Below are 19,465 nucleotides of genomic sequence, written 5' to 3'. Positions count from 1 at the left end.
CTTATCCGCTCCTTACGCGCAACCGGGCCCCGAGCTGCACGGACAGGGTCGGCGGGACCAGGGCGGAATGCGGAGGGGCCCCGTGCACCGCGGCCGGTGCGCACCGCCCTCCCGCCCGTCCTCACTCCACCGAGGAGCCTCACTCCACCGAGGAGCCTCACTCCTCCGGGGAGTCGTCGTCCTCCGGGTCCGGCCTCGGCGGCTTCTGCGGCCGGGCGCGACCGCCGGGGCTGTCCCGCCGGTAGGGGCCCTCTCCGCCTTCGGCCGTGGCGTGCCCGCCCGCCGTCGGACCGCCGTCCCGGCGCCGCAGATACCGCTCGAACTCCCGGGCGATGGCCTCGCCCGACGCCTCGGGAAGCTCCGCGGTGTCCCGCGCCTCCTCCAGCGTCTGCACGTACTCGGCGACCTCGCTGTCCTCCGCGGCCAGCTGGTCCACGCCCACCTGCCAGGCCCGCGCGTCCTCGGGCAGTTCGCCCAGCGGGATCCGCACGTCGATCAGGTCCTCCAGCCGGTTCAGCAGAGCCAGCGTCGCCTTGGGATTGGGCGGCTGCGACACGTAGTGCGGCACGGCCGCCCACAGGCTCACCGCCGGCACCCCCGCGTGCGTGCACGCCTCCTGGAGCACCCCGACGATGCCCGTGGGGCCCTCGTACTTGGTCTCCTCCAGGTCCATCCGCCGGGCCAGATCCGCGTCCGACGTCGTCCCGCTGATCGGAACCGGACGGGTGTGCGGGGTGTCACCGAGCAGCGCGCCCAGGATCACCACCAGCTCCACACCCAGTTCATGCGCGAATCCCAGCAGCTCGTTGCAGAACGAGCGCCAGCGCATGGACGGTTCGATCCCGCGGACGAGCACCAGATCCCGCGGCTTCTCGCCGCCCACCCGCACCACGGACAGCCGTGTCGTGGGCCAGGTGATCTTCCGTACGCCCGCGTCCATCCACACCGTGGGGCGGTTGACCTGGAAGTCGTAGTAGTCCTCGGCGTCCAGCGCCGCGAACACCTCGCCCTTCCACTCCCTGTCGAGATGCGCGACCGCGGTGGAGGCGGCGTCGCCGGCATCGTTCCAGCCCTCGAACGCGGCCACCATGACCGGGTCGATCAGCTCGGGAACCCCCTCGAGCTCGATCACCCAGCGCCTCCTTCCGACGTGCCCTCGCCTGACCACCCAACCTTACGGCGTGCGGCGGGGGCGCCCGCAGCCCCCTTGCACGGGGGAGTGAACGGATCACTGCCCCGATCACCTGCCCCGAACACCCCCCGCCCACGCCTCACCCGAACCGGTGGCGGCCCGGACATGCCCCCGTCACAGGACACGCGGAAGGGGCGGCCCCGTACGCCGGGAGCCGCCCCCTGTCACGGGGTCTACCGCTGGTCGAGCAGGCCCTGGACCTTGCCGCGGACCTCGTCGGTGGCAAGGCCCCGGATCGTCAGCGTCGTGCGGCGGCGCAGCACGTCGTCCGCGGTCTGCGCCCACTCGGTGTCCCGGGCGTAGACGACCTGCGCCCAGATCTCCGGGGCGTCGGGGTGGACGCGCTCGGCGAGTTCGGGGTTGTCGTTGGCCAGCCGGGCGATGTCGAAGGCCAGCGAACCGTAGTGCGTGGCCAGGTGCCGGGCGGTGTCGGCGCCCATCCGCGGGCCCGGCGCCGGACGGTCCACCAGCAGCCGGTGCGCGACCGCGCGCGGGTTGGCGACACCGGGCAGCGGCAGCTTCTTCGGCAGCGAGCGGACCGGCTCGAAGTCGTCGCCCAGCGGGTGGCCGGGCAGCGCCTCCAGCTTCTGCATGATGGTCCGTCCGATGTGCCGGAACGTCGTCCACTTGCCGCCGGCGACCGACAGCATCCCGGCGCGGCCCTCGGTGACGACCGTCTCCCGCTTGGCCTTCGCGGTGTCCCCGGGGCCTCCCGGCAACACCCGCAGACCCGCGAAGGAGTAGGTGATCAGGTCCCGGGACAACTGCTGGTCGCGGATGGAGAACGCGGCCTCGTCCAGGATCTGGGATATGTCCTGCTCGGTGACGGACACGTCCGCCGGGTCGCCCTCGAACTCCTCGTCGGTGGTGCCGAGCAGGAGCATGTCCTCCCACGGCAGGGCGAAGGTGATGCGGTACTTGTCGATCGGGGTGGCCAGGGCGGCCTTCCAGGGGGAGGTCCGCTTCAGGACCAGATGCGCGCCCTTCGACAGCCGGATCGACGGCGCGGCCTTGGGGTCCTCCATCCTGCGCAGGTGATCCACCCACGGGCCGGTCGCGTTCAGCACCAGGCGGGCGGTGACCCCGAACTCGTCGCCCGAGAGCCGGTCGCGCAGCTCGGCGCCGGTCACCCGGCCCTTGGTGAACCGCAGCCCGGTCACCTCGGCGTGGTTCAGCACGACCGCACCGGAGTCGACGGCCGCGCGGACCGTCATCAGCGCCATGCGGGCGTCGTTCATCTGGTCGTCGCCGTACACGGCCACGGCCCGGAGGTTCTCGGTGCGCAGTTCGGGCACGTCCTGCGCTGCCTTGGCCGGGGAGAGCAGGTGGCCGACGCCGTCACCGAACGCGGAGAGCGCGGAGTAGGCGAAGACGCCCGCCCCGAGCTTCGCCGCGCCGTGCGGCCCGCCCTTGTACACGGGGAGGTAGAAGGTGAGCGGGTTCGCCAGGTGGGGGGCCACCTGGCGGGAGACCGCACGGCGCTCGAAGTGGTTCTCCGCCACCAGCTTCACCGCGCCGGTCTGCAGGTAGCGCAGACCGCCGTGGAGCAGCTTGGAGGAGGCGGAGGAGGTGGCGCCGGCGAAGTCGCCGGCGTCGACCAGGGCCACCCTGAGGCCGGCCTGCGCGGCGTGCCAGGCGGTGGAGATGCCCAGGATGCCGCCGCCGATCACGAGAAGGTCGTACGACGCCTTGGAGAGCTGCTCCCGGGTCTCGGCGCGGCTCGGGTTGGAGCCGGAGGCCGGGTGCGTCCCGAGGGCAGGCACGGACTGCAGGGTGGACTGACTGGTCATTTCGGGTTCTTACTCCTCGTCAGAGCGTGCGGCAGAGCTCGGGGAGCCCGCTGGCGGGCTCCCCGGGGCTCTCGTCAGTGCTCGTCGTCGTCGATCCAGCCCATGGTCCGCTCGACGGCCTTGAGCCAGGTCTTGTACTCACGGTCGCGGGTGTCCGCGTCCATGCGGGGGGTCCACTCGGCGGCCCGCCGCCAGTTGGCGCGCAGGTCGTCGGTGCTGGTCCAGAAGCCGACGGCGAGACCGGCGGCGTAGGCGGCACCGAGGCAGGTGGTCTCGGCGACCATCGGGCGCACGACGGGGGCGTCCAGGAAGTCCGAGAGGGTCTGCATCAGCAGGTTGTTGGAGGTCATGCCGCCGTCGACCTTGAGGGACGAGAGCTCCACGCCCGAGTCCTTGGTCATGGCGTCCGTGATCTCACGGGTCTGCCAGGCGGTGGCCTCCAGGACGGCACGCGCGAGGTGTGCCTTGGTGACGTACCGGGTCAGGCCGGCGATCACACCGCGGGCGTCGGAGCGCCAGTGCGGGGCGAACAGTCCGGAGAAGGCCGGCACGAAGTAGGCGCCGCCGTTGTCCTCCACCGAGAGCGCGAGCGTCTCGATCTCGGCGGCGGTGGAGATCAGGCCCATCTGGTCGCGCATCCACTGCACCAGCGAACCGGTGACGGCGATCGAGCCCTCCAGGGCGTAGACCGGCGCCTGGTCGCCGATCCGGTAGCCGACCGTGGTCAGCAGGCCCGAGTAGGAGTTGATGATCTTCTCGCCGGTGTTCATCAGCATGAAGGTGCCGGTGCCGTAGGTCGACTTGGCCTCGCCCTCGGAGAAGCAGGTCTGGCCGAACAGGGCCGCCTGCTGGTCGCCGAGCGCGGAGGCGACCGGGATGCCGCCGAGCAGGTCGCCCAGCTTGCCGCCGGTGATCTCGCCGTACACCTCGGCGGAGGAGCGGATCTCCGGGAGCATCGCCATCGGCACGCCGATGGACTCGCAGATCTTCTCGTCCCACTCCATGGTGTGCAGGTTCATCAGCATGGTGCGCGAGGCGTTGGTGACGTCGGTGACGTGCCGGCCGCCGTCGACGCCGCCGGTCAGGTTCCAGATGACCCAGGTGTCCATGGTGCCGAAGAGGATGTCGCCGGCCTCGGCGCGCTCGCGCAGGCCCTCGACGTTGTCCAGCAGCCAGCGGGCCTTGGGGCCGGCGAAGTAGGAGGCCAGCGGCAGGCCGGTCTCGCGGCGGAAGCGGTCCTGGCCGACGTTGCGGCCGAGTTCCTTGCACAGGGCGTCGGTGCGGGTGTCCTGCCAGACGATGGCGTTGTGGACGGGCTCACCGGTGTTCTTGTCCCACAGGAGAGTCGTCTCCCGCTGGTTGGTGATGCCGATGGCCTTGATGTCGTCGCGGGTGATGCCGGCCTTCTCGACGGCTCCGGCGACGACCTCCTCGACGTTGGTCCAGATCTCGTCGGCGTTGTGCTCGACCCAGCCCGGCTTGGGGAAGATCTGCTCGTGCTCCTTCTGGTCGACGGAGACGATGCGGCCGTCCCGGTCGAAGACGATGCAGCGCGAGGAGGTGGTGCCCTGGTCGATGGCGGCGATGAAGGGGCCGGCGGTGTGGGCGTCGGTCACTGTGTGCTCCTGGAAGTCCGTGGGTTGAGGGAGGTGTCTACCTGTGCTTTGTGCCTTAGACGAAAGCGACGTTGTAGATGCCTGCGGCGACGGCCGCGCCGAGCAGCGGGCCGACCACCGGGACCCAGGCGTAGCCCCAGTCGGAACCGCCCTTGTTGGGCAGGGGCAGCAGGGCGTGGACGATGCGGGGACCGAGGTCACGGGCCGGGTTGATGGCGTACCCGGTCGGGCCGCCCAGGGAGAGACCGATGCTGACCACGACGAGCGCGGTGATCAGGCCGCCCAGGATGCCGAGGCCGTCACCGGCCCCGTTGAGGCCCTGCGTGAGCACGGCGAGCACGAGCACGAACGTGCCGATGACCTCGGTGGCCGTGTTCTGCCAGGCGACCTTGATCTCCGGACCGGTGGAGAAGACGCCGAGGACGGGGCCCGCGCCCTTCTCCTGGGCCTCGACGGCCTTGGCGGTCGAGGCCTGGGCACCGGGGCCGCCCACGATCTCCCTGTCGGTCAGGTGGGCCTGGAACTGGCCGTAGTAGGCGACCCAGACCAGGGCCGCGCCGATCATCGCGCCGAGCATCTGTCCGGCGAAGTAGACCGGGACATCGCTCCACGGGATGCCGTCGTCCTTGATCGCGAGTGCGAGCGTCACGGCCGGGTTGAGGTGGGCGCCGGACAGGGGCGCCGAGATGTAGACCGCCGTGAGTACCGCGAAGCCCCACCCGAAGGTGATGGCGAGCCAGCCGGCGTTACGGGCCTTGGAGGCCTTCAGCGTGACGGCGGCACAGACGCCGCCGCCGAGCAGGATGAGTATGGCGGTACCGATGGTCTCGCCGATGAAGATGTCGGAGCTGGACACCCGCGACTCCTTTGTCCTTCGTCCAGGGGAAGCCGAACCCCGGGTCCCACCGGTGGTTCGCGCCCTCGGGGGTGAGAGCAGTACCGGCCCTTGGCGTTGTCACACTCTAGCGCGTATTGCCGGTAGGTGTTCGACAATGCCGACCGATGGACGGGAGTCTTGCTCCGGCGTTACGCGTGCGTCAAGAGTTCTGTTATCGAAAGCGCGATCGTTATTGATCGGTGTGGGTTATCTATGCGGGCCGGGAGGCTTGAGGCGGCTTGGGGAGACTTTCCCCATTTGTCCGTATCAGGGTATGGCGAGGACCGGAACGCCGTGCGGCGTTCCGGTCCTCGATTCCGCTGCGTCAGAGATGCCCGGCTGTCACAAGCGCCCGGCCACGTCGCGGCCCGGCCGGGTCAGAAGCGCCCGGCGCCCAGGTCGCGCGAGACCGCGCGGGCGCAGTCCCGTACCGCGGCGACCACCTCGGGGCGCACCTCGCCGTCCTGGCACAGCCGCTCCACCGCGCCCGTCACACCCACCGCGCCCACCGGCATCCGCCGCCGGTCGTGGATGGGGGCGGCCAGCGAGGCGACACCGTCCCAGGTCTCCTCCACGTCCGCCGCCCAGCCGCGCGCCCGGGTCAGGTCCAGGAGGCTCTCGAAGGCGTCCAGCTCGCACACGGTCCGGTCGGTGAACGCCTTGCGGTCACCCTCCAGCGCCTCGGTGTGCGCGACCGGGTCGTACGCCGACAGCACCTTGCCCAGCGCGGTGGAGTGCAGCGGCTGCATGGCCCCTATCTCCAGCACCTGCCGGCTGTCGTCGGGGCGGAAGACGTGGTGCACGATCAGCACGCCCTGCTGGTGCAGGACGCCCAGATAGACGCTCTCCCCGCTGGAACGGGCCAGGTCGTCCGTCCACACCAGCGCCCGCGCCCGCAGCTCGTGCACATCCAGATAGGTGGTGCCCAGCCGGAGCAGCTCCGCCCCCAGCTGATAGCGGCCGGACGCCTCGTCCTGTTCGACGAAGCCCTCCTGCTGGAGCGTGCGCAGAATGCCGTGCGCCGTCCCCTTGGCCAGCCCCAGCGAGGAGGCGATGTCCGACAGGCCGAGCCGACGCTCGCCACCCGCGAGCAGTCGCAGCATCGCGGCCGCCCTTTCGAGCGACTGGATGTTCCGTGCCATCGCCGTCCCTGCCTCCGTCCCCTTCGACCGCCGACCTCGACGCTGTCGCTGCCGATGTTCGGCAATGCCGAACACTACCGGTCCATGGCGACCGACCGCCAATGGTCGGCAGCGACGTGTTGCGTCACTGGTATCCCGCCCGCGGCCCCCCTGTCACCCCCGTCCGCCCCGTGGACGCGCCGACCATCAGCCGCCGGTCCCGGCTACCCTGGCGGCGTGCGCCCACCGCGGATCCGACCGCAAGGGCGCAAAGCCGACAGCCGTCGCACCTCAGGGAGCCCTTACATGGCCTCGTCGCCACAGACCCCTTCCGCCGACAGCCGGACCCGTGTGTCCGCCCTCCGCGAGGCACTCGCCACCCGGGTGGTGGTGGCCGACGGAGCCATGGGCACCATGCTCCAGGCCCAGGACCCCACCCTCGAGGACTTCCAGGACCTCGAAGGGTGCAACGAGATCCTGAACGTCACCCGCCCCGACATCGTCCGCTCCGTCCACGACGCGTACTTCGCGGTGGGCGTCGACTGCGTCGAGACCAACACCTTCGGGGCCAACCACACCGCGGCCGCCGAGTACGAGATCGCCGACCGGGTGCACGAGCTGTCCGAGTCCGGCGCCCGCATCGCCCGCGAGGTCGCCGACGAGTACGCCGCCCGCGACGGCCGCCCCCGCTGGGTGCTCGGCTCGGTCGGCCCCGGCACCAAGCTCCCCACCCTCGGCCACGTCGGCTACACCGTCATCCGCGACGGCTACCAGGCCAACGCCGAGGGCCTGCTCGCCGGCGGCGCCGACGCCCTGATCGTCGAGACCACCCAGGACCTCCTGCAGACCAAGGCCTCCGTCCTCGGCGCCCGCCGCGCCATGGACGCCACCGGCACCGACGTGCCCCTGCTGGTCTCCATGGCCTTCGAGACCACCGGCACCATGCTCCTCGGCTCCGAGATCGGCGCCGCGCTCACCGCGCTGGAACCCCTCGGCATCGACATGATCGGCCTGAACTGCTCCACCGGCCCCGCCGAGATGAGCGAGCACCTGCGCTACCTCACCCGGCACTCCCGCATCCCGCTGCTGTGCATGCCCAACGCCGGCCTGCCGATCCTCACCAAGGACGGCGCCCACTTCCCGCTCGGACCCGAGGGCCTCGCCGACGCGCAGGAGAACTTCGTCCTCGACTACGGCCTCAGCCTCATCGGCGGCTGCTGCGGCACCACCCCCGAGCACCTGCGCCAGGTCGTCGAGCGCGCCCGCACCCTCACCCCCGGCGAGCGCAGCCCCCGCCCCGAGCCCGGCGCCGCCTCCCTCTACCAGACCGTCCCCTTCCGCCAGGACACCTCCTACCTGGCGATCGGCGAGCGCACCAACGCCAACGGCTCCAAGAAGTTCCGCGAGGCCATGCTCGAGGCCCGCTGGGACGACTGCGTCGAGATGGCCCGCGAGCAGATCCGCGAGGGCGCGCACATGCTCGACCTGTGCGTCGACTACGTCGGCCGCGACGGCGTCGCCGACATGGAGGAGCTCGCCGGCCGCTTCGCCACCGCCTCCACCCTGCCCATCGTCCTGGACTCCACCGAGGTGCCGGTCATCCAGGCCGGACTGGAGAAGCTCGGCGGCCGCGCGGTCATCAACTCCGTCAACTACGAGGACGGCGACGGCCCCGAGTCCCGCTTCGCGAAGGTCACCCGGCTCGCCCAGGAGCACGGCGCCGCGCTCATCGCGCTGACCATCGACGAGGAGGGCCAGGCCCGCACCCCCGAGAAGAAGGTCGCGATCGCCGAACGGCTGATCGAGGACCTCACCGGGAACTGGGGCATCCACGAGTCCGACATCCTCATCGACACCCTCACCTTCACCATCTGCACCGGCCAGGAGGAGTCCCGCGGGGACGGCGTCGCCACCATCGAGGCGATCCGCGAACTCAAGCGCCGCCACCCGGACGTCCAGACCACCCTCGGCCTGTCCAACATCTCCTTCGGCCTCAACCCGGCCGCCCGCATCCTGCTCAACTCCGTCTTCCTCGACGAATGCGTCAAGGCCGGCCTGGACTCGGCGATCGTGCACGCCTCCAAGATCCTGCCGATCGCCCGCTTCAGCGAGGAAGAGGTGCAGACCGCCCTCGACCTCATCCACGACCGCCGCGCCGAGGGCTACGACCCGCTCCAGAAGCTGATGGCCCTCTTCGAGGGCGCCACCGCCAAGTCCCTCAAGGCCGGCAAGGCCGAGGAACTCGCCGCCCTCCCCCTGGAGGAGCGCCTCAAGCGCCGCATCATCGACGGCGAGCGCAACGGCCTCGAAGCCGACCTCGACGAAGCCCTGCAGACCCGCAAGGCCCTCGACATCGTCAACGAGACCCTCCTCGACGGCATGAAGGTCGTCGGCGAGCTGTTCGGCTCCGGCCAGATGCAGCTGCCGTTCGTCCTGCAGTCCGCCGAGGTCATGAAGGCCGCCGTCGCCCACCTCGAACCGCACATGGAGAAGTCCGACGCCGAGGGCAAGGGCACCATCGTGCTCGCCACCGTCCGCGGAGACGTCCACGACATCGGCAAGAACCTCGTCGACATCATCCTCTCCAACAACGGCTACAACGTCGTCAACCTCGGCATCAAGCAGCCCGTCTCCGCGATCCTGGACGCCGCCGCCGAACACCGGGCCGACGTCATCGGCATGAGCGGCCTCCTGGTCAAGTCCACGGTGATCATGAAGGAGAACCTGGAGGAGCTCAACCAGCGCGGCCTCGCCGCCGACTTCCCCGTCATCCTCGGCGGCGCCGCACTCACCCGCGCCTACGTCGAACAGGACCTCCACGAGATCTACGAGGGCGAGGTCCGCTACGCCCGCGACGCCTTCGAGGGCCTGCGCCTGATGGACGCCCTCATCGGCGTCAAGCGCGGCGTCCCCGGCGCCAAGCTCCCCGAACTCAAGCAGCGCCGCGTCAGGGCCACCGCCCCCACGACCGTCGAGGAACGCCCCGAGGAAGGCCACGTCCGCTCCGACGTCGCCACCGACAACCCCGTACCCACCCCGCCCTTCTGGGGCACCCGCGTCATCAAGGGCATCCAGCTCAAGGAGTACGCCTCCTGGCTGGACGAAGGCGCCCTGTTCAAGGGCCAGTGGGGCCTCAAGCAGGCCCGCACCGGAGACGGCCCCACCTACGAGGAACTCGTCGAGACCGAGGGCCGCCCCCGGCTGCGCGGCCTGCTGGACCGGCTCCAGACCGACAACCTCCTCGAAGCGGCCGTCGTCCACGGCTACTTCCCCTGCGTGTCCAAGGACGACGACCTGATCATCCTGGACGAACAGGGCAACGAACGCACCCGGTTCACCTTCCCCCGCCAGCGCCGCGGCCGCCGCCTGTGCCTGGCCGACTTCTTCCGCCCCGAGGAATCCGGCCAGACCGACGTCGTCGGCCTCCAGGTCGTCACCGTCGGCAACCGCATCGGCGAGGAGACCGCCAAGCTCTTCGAGTCCAACTCCTACCGCGACTACCTCGAACTCCACGGACTGTCCGTGCAGTTGGCGGAAGCACTCGCCGAGTACTGGCACGCCCGCGTCCGCTCCGAACTGGGCTTCGCGGGCGAGGACCCCACCGACGTCGAGGACATGTTCGCCCTGAAGTACCGGGGCGCCCGCTTCTCCCTCGGCTACGGCGCCTGCCCCGACCTCGAGGACCGCGCCAAGATCGCCGAACTGCTGCGCCCCGAGCGCATCGGCGTCCACCTCTCGGAGGAGTTCCAGCTCCACCCCGAGCAGTCCACCGACGCCATCGTCATCCACCACCCGGAAGCCAAGTACTTCAACGCACGCTGAGGCGCCCCTCCACCAGAACTCCGGCGCGCCCCGGGCCGCATCCGTTAAAAACGGCACCACAGCCACCGAAGACGTACACTGGTCGGTCCACTGCAGGCCGGTTCCCCGCGCGGGAACCGGCCTGATCGTCCCTCAAGGAGGTGCGCCCGGATGACCAGCACGGTCCCCGCGCCAACAACCCGTACGGCGGAAGGCTCCGCCCTCCAGGCCGTACTCCTCGACATGGACGGCACCCTCGTGGACACCGAGGGCTTCTGGTGGGACGTCGAGGTCGAGATCTTCGCCGGCCTCGGCCACACCCTCGACGACGCCTGGCGCCATGTCGTGGTCGGCGGCCCCATGACCCGCAGCGCGGGCTTCCTCATCGAATCCACCGGCGCGGACATCACTCTCGCCGAACTGAGCGTGCTGCTCAACCAGGGCTTCGAACACCGCATCGGCCGGGAACTGCCCCTGATGCCCGGCGCCGCCCGACTCCTCGCCGAACTCGCCGAGTACGGCATCCCCACCGCCCTGGTCTCCGCCTCCCACCGGCGCATCATCGACCGGGTCCTGACCTCGCTCGGCCCCCAGCACTTCCGGCTCACCGTGGCCGGCGACGAGGTCCCGCGCACCAAACCGCACCCCGACCCCTACCTGGCCGCCGCCGCCGGACTCGGCGTGGACCCGGCCCGCTGCGCCGTCATCGAGGACACCGCGACCGGCGTCGCCGCGGCCGAGGCGGCCGGCTGCCACGTCGTGGCGGTGCCCTCGATCACCCCCATCGCCCCCGCCCACCGCCGCACCGTCGTCCGCTCCCTGGAAGAAGTGGACCTGACATTCCTGCACGGTCTGATGACGGAAATGCGCTAGCCGTTCACCGAGCGTGCCACCGGCCGACGGGCGGAATTCGCACAGCGCGGCGCACTCGAAGACAGGGGGCGCACGCACGCGAATTCACCTCGGCCGGGTGGCCGAATTCCACCGACCACGAACCCGATCACGGGTGTGACGTTCCCCACTTTTCGTGGTCTCGACATGCCGCACATCATGTGCTGTTCGCCCCCTTTCGGGCATCGGTCCCACGCCCTTGTGTCCCGATTGGGGGGACGCTGCACTAATCCTTCCGCTGTCGGTTTTTCGGTGCGTCCACACCCGGTTCCGCAGCGTGATGGCAGTCCGCCTCCAGGCGCCGCGAGCGCCGAAGCGGACGCCGACTAATCTCATCGCGTAAAACATCCCCTTACCCCGTGATCGGCCGCGACACCCCCTGCATGCCGGATACACGGACGTCACAGCTCTGGAGAAACTCGAGCATGAACCGCAAGACTTTGGTGCTGCCGGCCGTGATAAGCCTGCTCGCCCCGGTTCTCGCCGCCTGTGGCGGCTCGGACAACGGCAGTGGCGGCGGGGACGCGATCGTCGTCGGGACCACCGACGAGTTCAGCACCACGAAGGACGACCCGGCGCCGCTCGACCCGGCGTCCGCCTACGACGTGGGCACCTGGAACATCCTGCGCCAGACCGTGCAGACCCTGATGATCCAGCCCCGCGGCGAGGGCGAGCCCGTCCCCGAGGCGGCCGAGAGCTGCGGCTTCACCGACACCGGCAACGAGCGCTACGCCTGCACCCTGCGCGAGGGCCTGAGCTTCTCCAACGGCGACGCCATCACCGCGGCCGACGTGAAGTTCTCCATCGACCGCGCCATGAAGATCAACGCCCCCAGCGGTGTGGTCGGCCTGCTCTCCACCGTGGACACCGTCGAGGCCAAGGGCGAGCGCGAGGTCATCTTCCACCTCAAGACCGCCGACGCCACCTTCCCGTACAAGCTGTCCACCCCGGTCGCCGGCATCGTCTCCGAGGACGACTACGACAAGGGCGAGCTGCGCGACGGCTTCGAGGTCAACGGCTCCGGCCCGTACACCTTCAGCGCCGACGAGGAGGACGGCAAGCTCGTCAAGGCCGTCTTCACCAAGAACAGCAACTACAAGGGCACGCTCAAGGTCAACAACGACAAGGTCGAGCTGCGGTCCTTCGCCGACGCCTCCACCATGAACGGCGCCATCGAGGCCGGCGACATCGACCTCATGACCCGCACCATGTCGCCCGACCAGATCCAGCGCCTGTCCACGGCCACCGACAGCGAGGTCGACCTCGTCGAGATGTCCGGCCTGGAGATCCGCTACCTCGGCTTCAACACCGACGCCCCCTCCGTCGAGAGCAAGGCCGTCCGCCAGGCCATGGCCCAGGTCATCAACCGCGGCGAACTCGTCAGCAAGGTCTACGGCACCCAGGCCGAGCCGCTGTACTCGCTCGTCCCCGCCAGCCTCACCGGCCACTCCAACGCCTTCTTCAACAAGTACGGCGAGCCCAACGTCGCCAAGGCCCAGTCCCTGCTCACCCGGGCCAACATCACCACCCCCGTCTCGATGACGCTGCACTACACCACCGACCACTACGGTGACGCCACCAAGAAGGAATTCGAGATCCTTCAGGAGCAGCTCAACGACAGCGGCCTCTTCGACGTCAAGATCAAGGGCACCGCCTGGGACACCTTCCGCCCCGCCGAGCAGAAGGGCGAGTACGAGGTCTACGGCATGGGCTGGTTCCCCGACTTCCCCGACGCCGACAACTACCTCGCCCCCTTCCTCGACAAGGGCAACTTCCTCGGCTCGCCCTACGCCAACAGCCAGATCCGCAACGGCCTCATCCCCGAGTCCCGCCGCGAGGCCGACCGCCAGGCCGCCGTCGACAGCATCACCGAGATCCAGGACATCGTTGCCGAGGACGTCCCCATCCTCCCGCTGTGGCAGGGCCGCCAGTACGTCGCCGCCCGCGACGACGTCACCGGCACCGCCTACGCCCTGAACTCCTCCTCCACCCTCCAGCTCTGGGAGCTCGGCCGCGGCGTCAGCGGCTGACAACCTCCCGTGCCGGGGCCGCCCCAGGGCGGCCCCGGGTCCAGCACGACAACGCACAAAGGCACCTGCAAGTGAACATGCGCAACCCGTGGCCAGTCCTGCCCGTAGTGGCGGGGCTGGCCTCCGGCCTTCTGACCGGCTGTGGCACCGAAACCGGCGGCTCGGCCGCCGACAGCTCGGCCGTCGTCGTGGGAATGTCCGACGACGTCCTCGCCACCGACCCGGCATCCGGCTACGACCCCGGCTCCTGGCTTCTGTTCAACAACGTCTTCCAGTCCCTGCTCAGCTTCCCCAAGGGCGGCACGGAACCCCAGCCGGACGCCGCGGAATCCTGCGCGTTCACCGACACCCGCACCCAGGTGTACACCTGCACGCTGAAGGACGGACTCAAGTTCAGCAACGGTGACCCCCTCACCTCCGAGGACGTCAAGTTCTCCTTCGACCGCATGACCGCCATCAACGACGACTCCGGTCCGGCCGTCATGTTCCCCATGCTCGACAAGGTGCAGACCCCCGACGACAAGACCGTCGTCTTCCGGCTCAACACCCCGGACGCCACCTTCCCCAGCAAGATCGCCTCCGGCGCCGGCTCCATCGTCGACCACCGCCAGTACGACACCGACCGGCTCCGCGAGGACGGCGAAGCCGTCGGCTCCGGTCCCTACAAGCTGGCCTCCTTCAACGACAGCGAAGCCGTCTTCACCGTCAACGAGCACTACAGCGGCAGCGCCGAGATCAAGAACACCGGCGTCACCCTGAAGTTCTACAAGGGCGACCGCGCCGCCCTGAAGACCGCGCTCACCGACGGCGACATCGACATCGCCTACCGCGGCCTCAGCGCCACCGACATCGCCGAGATCGAGAAGACCGACGACAGCTCCGCCTCCGGCGTCGAACTCGTCGACGGCACCGGCGCCGAGGTCCAGCACCTGGTCTTCAACATGGACCACCCCGTCGCCGGACAGACCGGCGTGCGCAGGGCCATCGCCCACCTCGTCGACCGCGACGCCCTCATGGCCGACGTCTACCAGTCCACGGCCACCTCGCTGTACTCGATCATCCCGGCCGGCATCGGCGGCCACAACACCGCCTTCTTCGACACCTACGGCGCCCGCCCCTCCAAGGCCAAGGCCGCCGCCGCCCTCGCCGAGGACGGCATCACCGAGAAGGTCAGGCTCACCCTGTGGGGCACCCCCTCGCGGTACGGCCCGGCCACCGAACAGGAGCTGCAGGCCATCGCCGCCCAGCTCAACGCCAGCGGCCTGTTCGCCGCCGACGTCAAGATGGCCGACTACGACCAGTACGAACTCGACATCGCGAGCGGCAAGTACGGCGTCTACGTGCGCGGCTGGGTCCCCGACTACCCCGACGCCGACAACTTCACCTCACCCTTCTTCGGCAAGGGCAACGTCCTCGGCAACAACTACGCCAACGACACCATCACCGGCACCCTCATCCCGCGCACGGCCGCCGAGAGCGACCGCACCACAACCGAGGGCGACTACGCCCGCATCCAGAACATCGTCGCCGAGGAAGTCCCCATGCTGCCCCTGTGGCAGGCCAAGCAGTACGCCGTCGTCCACGACAACGTCTACGGCGTGGAGAACTGCCTCGACGCCTCGACCGTCTTCCGCTTCTGGGAACTCAGCAAGAGCTGACCGGCACCCGCCCCAGCACGAGGGCGCCCGCTTCCCGACCGGGAAACGGGCGCCCTCGCGCCGTAACGGACCCTACTGAGCGCCCGGACGCACCAGACCGCTCTCGTACGCGTACACCGCCGCCTGCACCCGGTCCCGCAGACCCAGCTTGGTCAGCACATGCCCCACATGCGTCTTCACGGTCGTCTCGCTGACGAACAGATCCGCGGCGATCTCCGCGTTGGACAACCCGCGCGCCACCAGCTTCAACACCTCCACCTCACGGTCGGTCAGCGTGTGCAGGGTGTCCGGAACCGGCTCGTCCCCCGACGGCAGATGCGTGGCGTACTTGTCCAGCAGCCGGCGCGTGATACTCGGCGCCAGCATCGCCTCCCCGCCCGCCACCACCCGGATCGCCTGCACCAGCTCATTGGCGGGCGCGTCCTTCAGCAGGAACCCACTGGCCCCCGCCTTCAACGCCTCCACCACGTACTCGTCGAGATCGAACGTCGTCAGCACCAGCACCTTCGCCGGGCCGTCCCGCCCCGGCCCGGTGATCTGCCGGGTCGCCTCCACACCGTCCATCCGCGGCATGCGAATGTCCATCAGAACCACGTCGGGCTGAAGCGCCCGCACCTGGTCGAGAGCCTGAAGGCCGTCTCCGGCCTCGCCCACGACCGCGATGTCCTGCTCCGCCTCCAGGATCATCCGGAAGCCGGTACGCAGCAGGGGCTGGTCGTCGACCAGTAGGACGCGGATGGCCACGTAAGTCTCCTTCGCAAGGACCCTAGTCCGGCCCCATTCTGCCCTGCGCGCCCCCGGCCGACTCGGGCGCCCCGACCGGCAACGGATACGGCGGGGGAGTACCACCGAACTCCGGACAGTGCGCCTGGTGGTCGCACCAACCGCACAGCTTCGTCGGCCGCGGCCGCCAGTCACCCGACGCCGTCGCCTCCCCGATCGCCTCCCACAACGCCAGCAGCTTGCGCTCCACCCGCTCCAGATCGGCGAGCACCGGGTCGTACGTCAGCACATCCCCACTGCCCAGATACACCAACTGCAGCCGGCGCGGCACCACACCCTTCAGCCGCCACACCACCAGCGCGTAGAACTTCATCTGGAACAGCGCGCCCTCGGCGTACTCGGGCCGCGGCGCCTTGCCCGTCTTGTAGTCGACGATCCGCACCTCACCCGTCGGCGCCACATCGACCCGGTCGATGATCCCGCGCAGCCGCAGCCCCGACTCCAGCTCCGCCTCCACGAACAGCTCGCGCTCGGCCGGCTCCAGACGCGTCGGATCCTCCAGCGAGAACCACCGCTCCACCAGCCGCTCGGCCTCACCCAGCCACCGCGCCAGCCGCTCACCCTCCGGATCCTCGGCGAACAGCTCCCGGACCTCCGGACGCGACTCCCGCAACCGGTCCCACTGCCCCGGGATCAACGACTTCGCCCGCGGCGCCGTCCGCTCGGCCGCCGGAGCGTCGAAGAGCCGCTCCAGCACCGCGTGCACCAAAGTGCCCCGCGTCGCCGCCTCACTGGGCTTCTCCGGCAGCCGGTCGATCACCCGGAACCGGTACAGCAGCGGGCACTGCATGAAGTCACCGGCCCGCGACGGGGACAGCGACGTCGGCGCCATCGCCACCGCCCGCCCCACCACCGCGTCCCGCGCCCCCGCCGGGGCCCCTTCGGCGCCCGACGGCTCCACGTCCTGCCCGCTCGTCTCCATGTCCACAGACCTTACGGCCAGCCACTGACAGCCACCGCGCCCGCGCCCGAAGAACACAAGGGGTGCCGGGGCGGAACGCACCGGGGCGGACGCATACCATCGACCCCAGACCCTTCCGTCCGGCAGGTGCGGAAGACGCTTCGAACGAGGGGACACCGTGGACGAGAGCGGCGGGCGCGGGCGGCCGCGGTCCGGCACCGGGGAGCCGACGGACCAGCACGCACCAGCAACGACCCCGCCCACGGACCGGACACCCCCCGAACCCGCCCCGGCATCACCCAGCGGCCCCGAACCCACCCCGGCCGCCCCCCGGCCCGAAGAACCCCCTGCCGCGACACCTGACCGCCCCGAGGCCCCACCCGCCGACACCGGACCAGCCGAACCCACCGAGGCGCCCCGCCGGCCGGAAGCCGCCCAGGACGCACCCGAGAACCCCAGCGAAGAGCCCTCCGAGCCCCCACCGGCCCCCGCCCACCCCGGCACCGGCGACCGCACCCTCGCCCACACCGGACCCGACAAGCACCGCGCACCCAAACCTCCCGAGCCCCGCGGCGGCCTCCTCATGGGCCGCCCCTTCGGCGTACCCGTCTACGTCGCCCCCAGCTGGTTCCTCGTCGCCGCACTCATCACCTGGGTCTTCGGCGGACAACTCGAACGCGTCCTGCCCGAACTCGGCGCAGCCCGCTACCTCGTCTCCCTCTTCTTCGCCGTCGCCTTCTACGCCTCCGTCCTCGTCCACGAACTCGCCCACACCGTCGCGGCCCTCCGCTTCAAACTCCCCGTCCGCCGCATCCAGCTCCAGTTCTTCGGCGGCGTCTCCGAGATCGAGAAGGAGTCCGACACCCCCGGCCGCGAGTTCATCCTCGCCTTCGTCGGCCCCCTGCTCTCCCTCGTCCTCGCCGGCATCTTCTACGGCGCCCTCCAGGCCGTCGAACCCGGCACCGTCCCCGGCGTCCTCCTCGCCGGCCTGATGATCTCCAACCTGATCGTCGCCGCCTTCAACCTCCTGCCCGGCCTCCCCCTCGACGGCGGCCGCATGCTCCGCGCCGTCGTCTGGAAGATCACCGGCAAACCCATGACCGGCACCATCGCCGCCGCCTGGGTCGGCCGCGCCCTCGCCGTCGCCGTCCTCATCGGCCTCCCCCTCCTCACCCAGTCCGGAGCCCTCGGCACCGACGCCGAGGACAACGTCGGCATGGACACCGTCATGGACGCCCTCCTCGCCGCGATCCTCGCCGCCATCATCTGGACCGGTGCCGGCAACAGCCTCCGCATGGCCCGCCTGCGCGAACACCTCCCCGACCTGCGCGCCCGCACCCTCACCCGCCGCGCCGTCCCCGTCGAGAGCGACACCCCCCTCTCCGAAGCCCTGCGCCGCGCCAACGCCGCCGGAGCCCGCGCCCTCGTCGTCGTCGACACCGACGGCAGCCCCCTCTCCCTCGTCCGCGAAGCCGCCATCGTCCAAGTCCCCGAACACCGCCGCCCCTGGGTCGCCGTCGGCGGCCTCGCCCAGGACCTCACCGACGGCATGCGCGTCTCCGCAGAACTCGCCGGCGAAGACCTCCTCGACGCCCTGCGCGCCCACCCCGCCACCGAATACCTCGTCATCGAGGACACCGGAGAGATCTACGGCGTCCTCTCCGCCGCCGACGTGGAACGCGCCTTCGTCAAAGCCATGGCCCGCCCCTCCTGACCCCCACCGCGGTGGTCGGCGGCCCCCGCAAACCCCGGTAGGCTGTTCACATGTCCGAACCGACCGGTGCCGCCCGCAGGCGCGGGCCCTTCAAGGTCGGGGACCAGGTTCAGCTGACCGACCCCAAGGGCCGCCACTACACGTTCACGCTCGAGGCCGGGAAGAACTTCCACACCCACAAGGGTTCCTTCCCCCACGACGAACTGATCGGCGCTCCCGAGGGCAGCGTTGTCCGCACCACCGGGAACGTCGCCTACCTCGCGCTGCGCCCCCTGCTCCCCGACTACGTCCTGTCCATGCCCCGCGGGGCAGCCGTCGTCTACCCCAAGGACGCGGGGCAGATCCTCGCCTTCGCCGACATCTTCCCCGGCGCGCGCGTCGTCGAAGCCGGCGTCGGCTCCGGCTCGCTCAGCAGCTTCCTGCTGCGCGCCATCGGCGACCAGGGCATGCTGCACTCCTACGAGCGCCGCGAGGACTTCGCCGACATCGCCCGGCAGAACGTCGAACGCTACTTCGGCGGCCCCCACCCCGCCTGGCAGCTCACCGTCGGCGACCTCCAGGACAACCTGTCCGACACCGAGGTCGACCGCGTCATCCTCGACATGCTCGCCCCCTGGGAATGCCTCGAGGCCGTCTCCAAGGCCCTCGTCCCCGGCGGCATCGTCTGCTGCTACGTCGCCACCACCACCCAGCTCGCCCGGACCGTCGAGTCCATCCGCGAGATCGGCTGCTTCAACGAGCCGAGCGCCTGGGAGTCGATGATCCGCAACTGGCACATCGAGGGCCTCGCCGTCCGCCCCGACCACCGCATGATCGGCCACACCGGCTTCCTCCTCACCGCCCGCCGCCTCGCCGACGGCGTCGAGCCGCCCATGCGCCGCCGCCGCCCCGCCAAGGGCGCCTACGGCGAGGACTACGCCGGCCCCAACGCCGACGGAGGCGCCGGCCGCTGACCGGCCCGCCCCCCTCGCACCACACCACGACGCTGCGGCCGAGTTCCCCCGGAACACGGCCGCAGCGCCCTTTTAATGACGGCACACCACCCCCCCCGGCCCCCCCAGGCCAAACCACGCACCCCGCCGGTCCCACGG

The 19,465-nt window shown here is 70.4% G+C and carries 13 protein-coding genes; 6 read left to right on the top strand and 7 right to left on the bottom strand.

Annotated features, from left to right (window positions below; all coding sequences use genetic code 11):
* Positions 1-157: 157 nt before the first annotated feature.
* The 5 genes from ABT296_RS36890 to ABT296_RS36870 form a co-directional block, all read right to left on the bottom strand.
* Positions 158-1,132 (bottom strand): PAC2 family protein, encoded by a 975-nt coding sequence (locus ABT296_RS36890; RefSeq protein WP_351934238.1) that lies wholly within the window; start codon positions 1,130-1,132, stop codon positions 158-160.
* A 233-nt stretch (positions 1,133-1,365) separates the two neighbouring features.
* Entirely contained in the window at positions 1,366-2,982 is a 1,617-nt protein-coding gene (locus ABT296_RS36885) for a glycerol-3-phosphate dehydrogenase/oxidase (protein WP_351934236.1), read from the bottom strand.
* A gap of 74 nt (positions 2,983-3,056) precedes the next feature.
* Positions 3,057-4,598, bottom strand: coding sequence for a glycerol kinase GlpK (gene glpK, locus ABT296_RS36880; RefSeq protein WP_351934234.1), 1,542 nt, complete (start codon positions 4,596-4,598; stop codon positions 3,057-3,059).
* Positions 4,599-4,653: 55 nt separating this feature from the next.
* Positions 4,654-5,454, bottom strand: coding sequence for an MIP/aquaporin family protein (locus ABT296_RS36875; RefSeq protein ID WP_351934232.1), 801 nt, complete (start codon positions 5,452-5,454; stop codon positions 4,654-4,656).
* 398 nt (positions 5,455-5,852) lie between these two features.
* On the bottom strand, positions 5,853-6,617 hold the full coding sequence (locus tag ABT296_RS36870; protein WP_351934230.1) for an IclR family transcriptional regulator: 765 nt from the start codon (positions 6,615-6,617) through the stop codon (positions 5,853-5,855).
* A 285-nt stretch (positions 6,618-6,902) separates the two neighbouring features.
* Here ABT296_RS36870 and metH point away from each other — a divergent pair, with 285 nt between their 5' ends.
* The 4 genes from metH to ABT296_RS36850 all read left to right on the top strand — a co-directional run bounded on the left by metH (position 6,903) and on the right by ABT296_RS36850 (position 14,976).
* Positions 6,903-10,418 (top strand): methionine synthase, encoded by a 3,516-nt coding sequence (gene metH, locus ABT296_RS36865; protein WP_351934228.1) that lies wholly within the window; start codon positions 6,903-6,905, stop codon positions 10,416-10,418.
* Between the two features lie 150 nt (positions 10,419-10,568).
* Positions 10,569-11,270 carry an HAD family hydrolase gene (locus ABT296_RS36860; RefSeq protein WP_351934226.1) on the top strand — a complete coding sequence of 234 codons (702 nt, stop codon included), beginning with the start codon at positions 10,569-10,571 and terminating at the stop codon, positions 11,268-11,270.
* A gap of 443 nt (positions 11,271-11,713) precedes the next feature.
* A complete protein-coding gene (locus tag ABT296_RS36855) occupies positions 11,714-13,318 on the top strand; it encodes an ABC transporter substrate-binding protein (RefSeq protein WP_351934224.1) in 1,605 nt (534 codons plus the stop codon).
* A gap of 71 nt (positions 13,319-13,389) precedes the next feature.
* A complete protein-coding gene (locus tag ABT296_RS36850; protein ID WP_351934222.1) occupies positions 13,390-14,976 on the top strand; it encodes an ABC transporter substrate-binding protein in 1,587 nt (528 codons plus the stop codon).
* Between the two features lie 72 nt (positions 14,977-15,048).
* On the opposite strand, the gene ABT296_RS36845 is transcribed toward ABT296_RS36850, so the two are convergent.
* Positions 15,049-15,720, bottom strand: a complete 672-nt coding sequence (locus ABT296_RS36845) for a response regulator (RefSeq protein WP_015661641.1) — start codon at positions 15,718-15,720, stop codon at positions 15,049-15,051.
* A 22-nt stretch (positions 15,721-15,742) separates the two neighbouring features.
* Entirely contained in the window at positions 15,743-16,681 is a 939-nt protein-coding gene (locus ABT296_RS36840; RefSeq protein WP_351934220.1) for a RecB family exonuclease, read from the bottom strand.
* A gap of 157 nt (positions 16,682-16,838) precedes the next feature.
* On the opposite strand from ABT296_RS36840, the gene ABT296_RS36835 reads away from it, so the two are divergent.
* On the top strand, positions 16,839-18,374 hold the full coding sequence (locus tag ABT296_RS36835) for a site-2 protease family protein (RefSeq protein ID WP_351934218.1): 1,536 nt from the start codon (positions 16,839-16,841) through the stop codon (positions 18,372-18,374).
* 50 nt (positions 18,375-18,424) lie between these two features.
* Entirely contained in the window at positions 18,425-19,327 is a 903-nt protein-coding gene (locus tag ABT296_RS36830) for a tRNA (adenine-N1)-methyltransferase (protein ID WP_351934216.1), read from the top strand.
* The last annotated feature ends 138 nt before the right edge of the window (positions 19,328-19,465 follow it).

This window comes from Streptomyces sp. NPDC000983 (genome assembly GCF_040299205.1).
Lineage (GTDB): Bacteria > Actinomycetota > Actinomycetes > Streptomycetales > Streptomycetaceae > Streptomyces.
This window is presented reverse-complemented; position numbering and strand designations above follow the sequence as displayed.

What these genes read in the sequence shown, in the direction of transcription:
- ABT296_RS36870 (WP_351934230.1), bottom strand. Translation starts at nt 6,617, where the DNA reads ATGGCACGGAACATCCAGTCGCTCGAAAGGGCGGCCGCGATGCTGCGA.
- ABT296_RS36830 (WP_351934216.1), top strand. Translation starts at nt 18,425, where the DNA reads ATGTCCGAACCGACCGGTGCCGCCCGCAGGCGCGGGCCCTTCAAGGTC.
- ABT296_RS36840 (WP_351934220.1), bottom strand. Translation starts at nt 16,681, where the DNA reads ATGGAGACGAGCGGGCAGGACGTGGAGCCGTCGGGCGCCGAAGGGGCC.
- ABT296_RS36860 (WP_351934226.1), top strand. Translation starts at nt 10,569, where the DNA reads ATGACCAGCACGGTCCCCGCGCCAACAACCCGTACGGCGGAAGGCTCC.
- ABT296_RS36885 (WP_351934236.1), bottom strand. Translation starts at nt 2,982, where the DNA reads ATGACCAGTCAGTCCACCCTGCAGTCCGTGCCTGCCCTCGGGACGCAC.
- metH (WP_351934228.1), top strand. Translation starts at nt 6,903, where the DNA reads ATGGCCTCGTCGCCACAGACCCCTTCCGCCGACAGCCGGACCCGTGTG.
- ABT296_RS36855 (WP_351934224.1), top strand. Translation starts at nt 11,714, where the DNA reads ATGAACCGCAAGACTTTGGTGCTGCCGGCCGTGATAAGCCTGCTCGCC.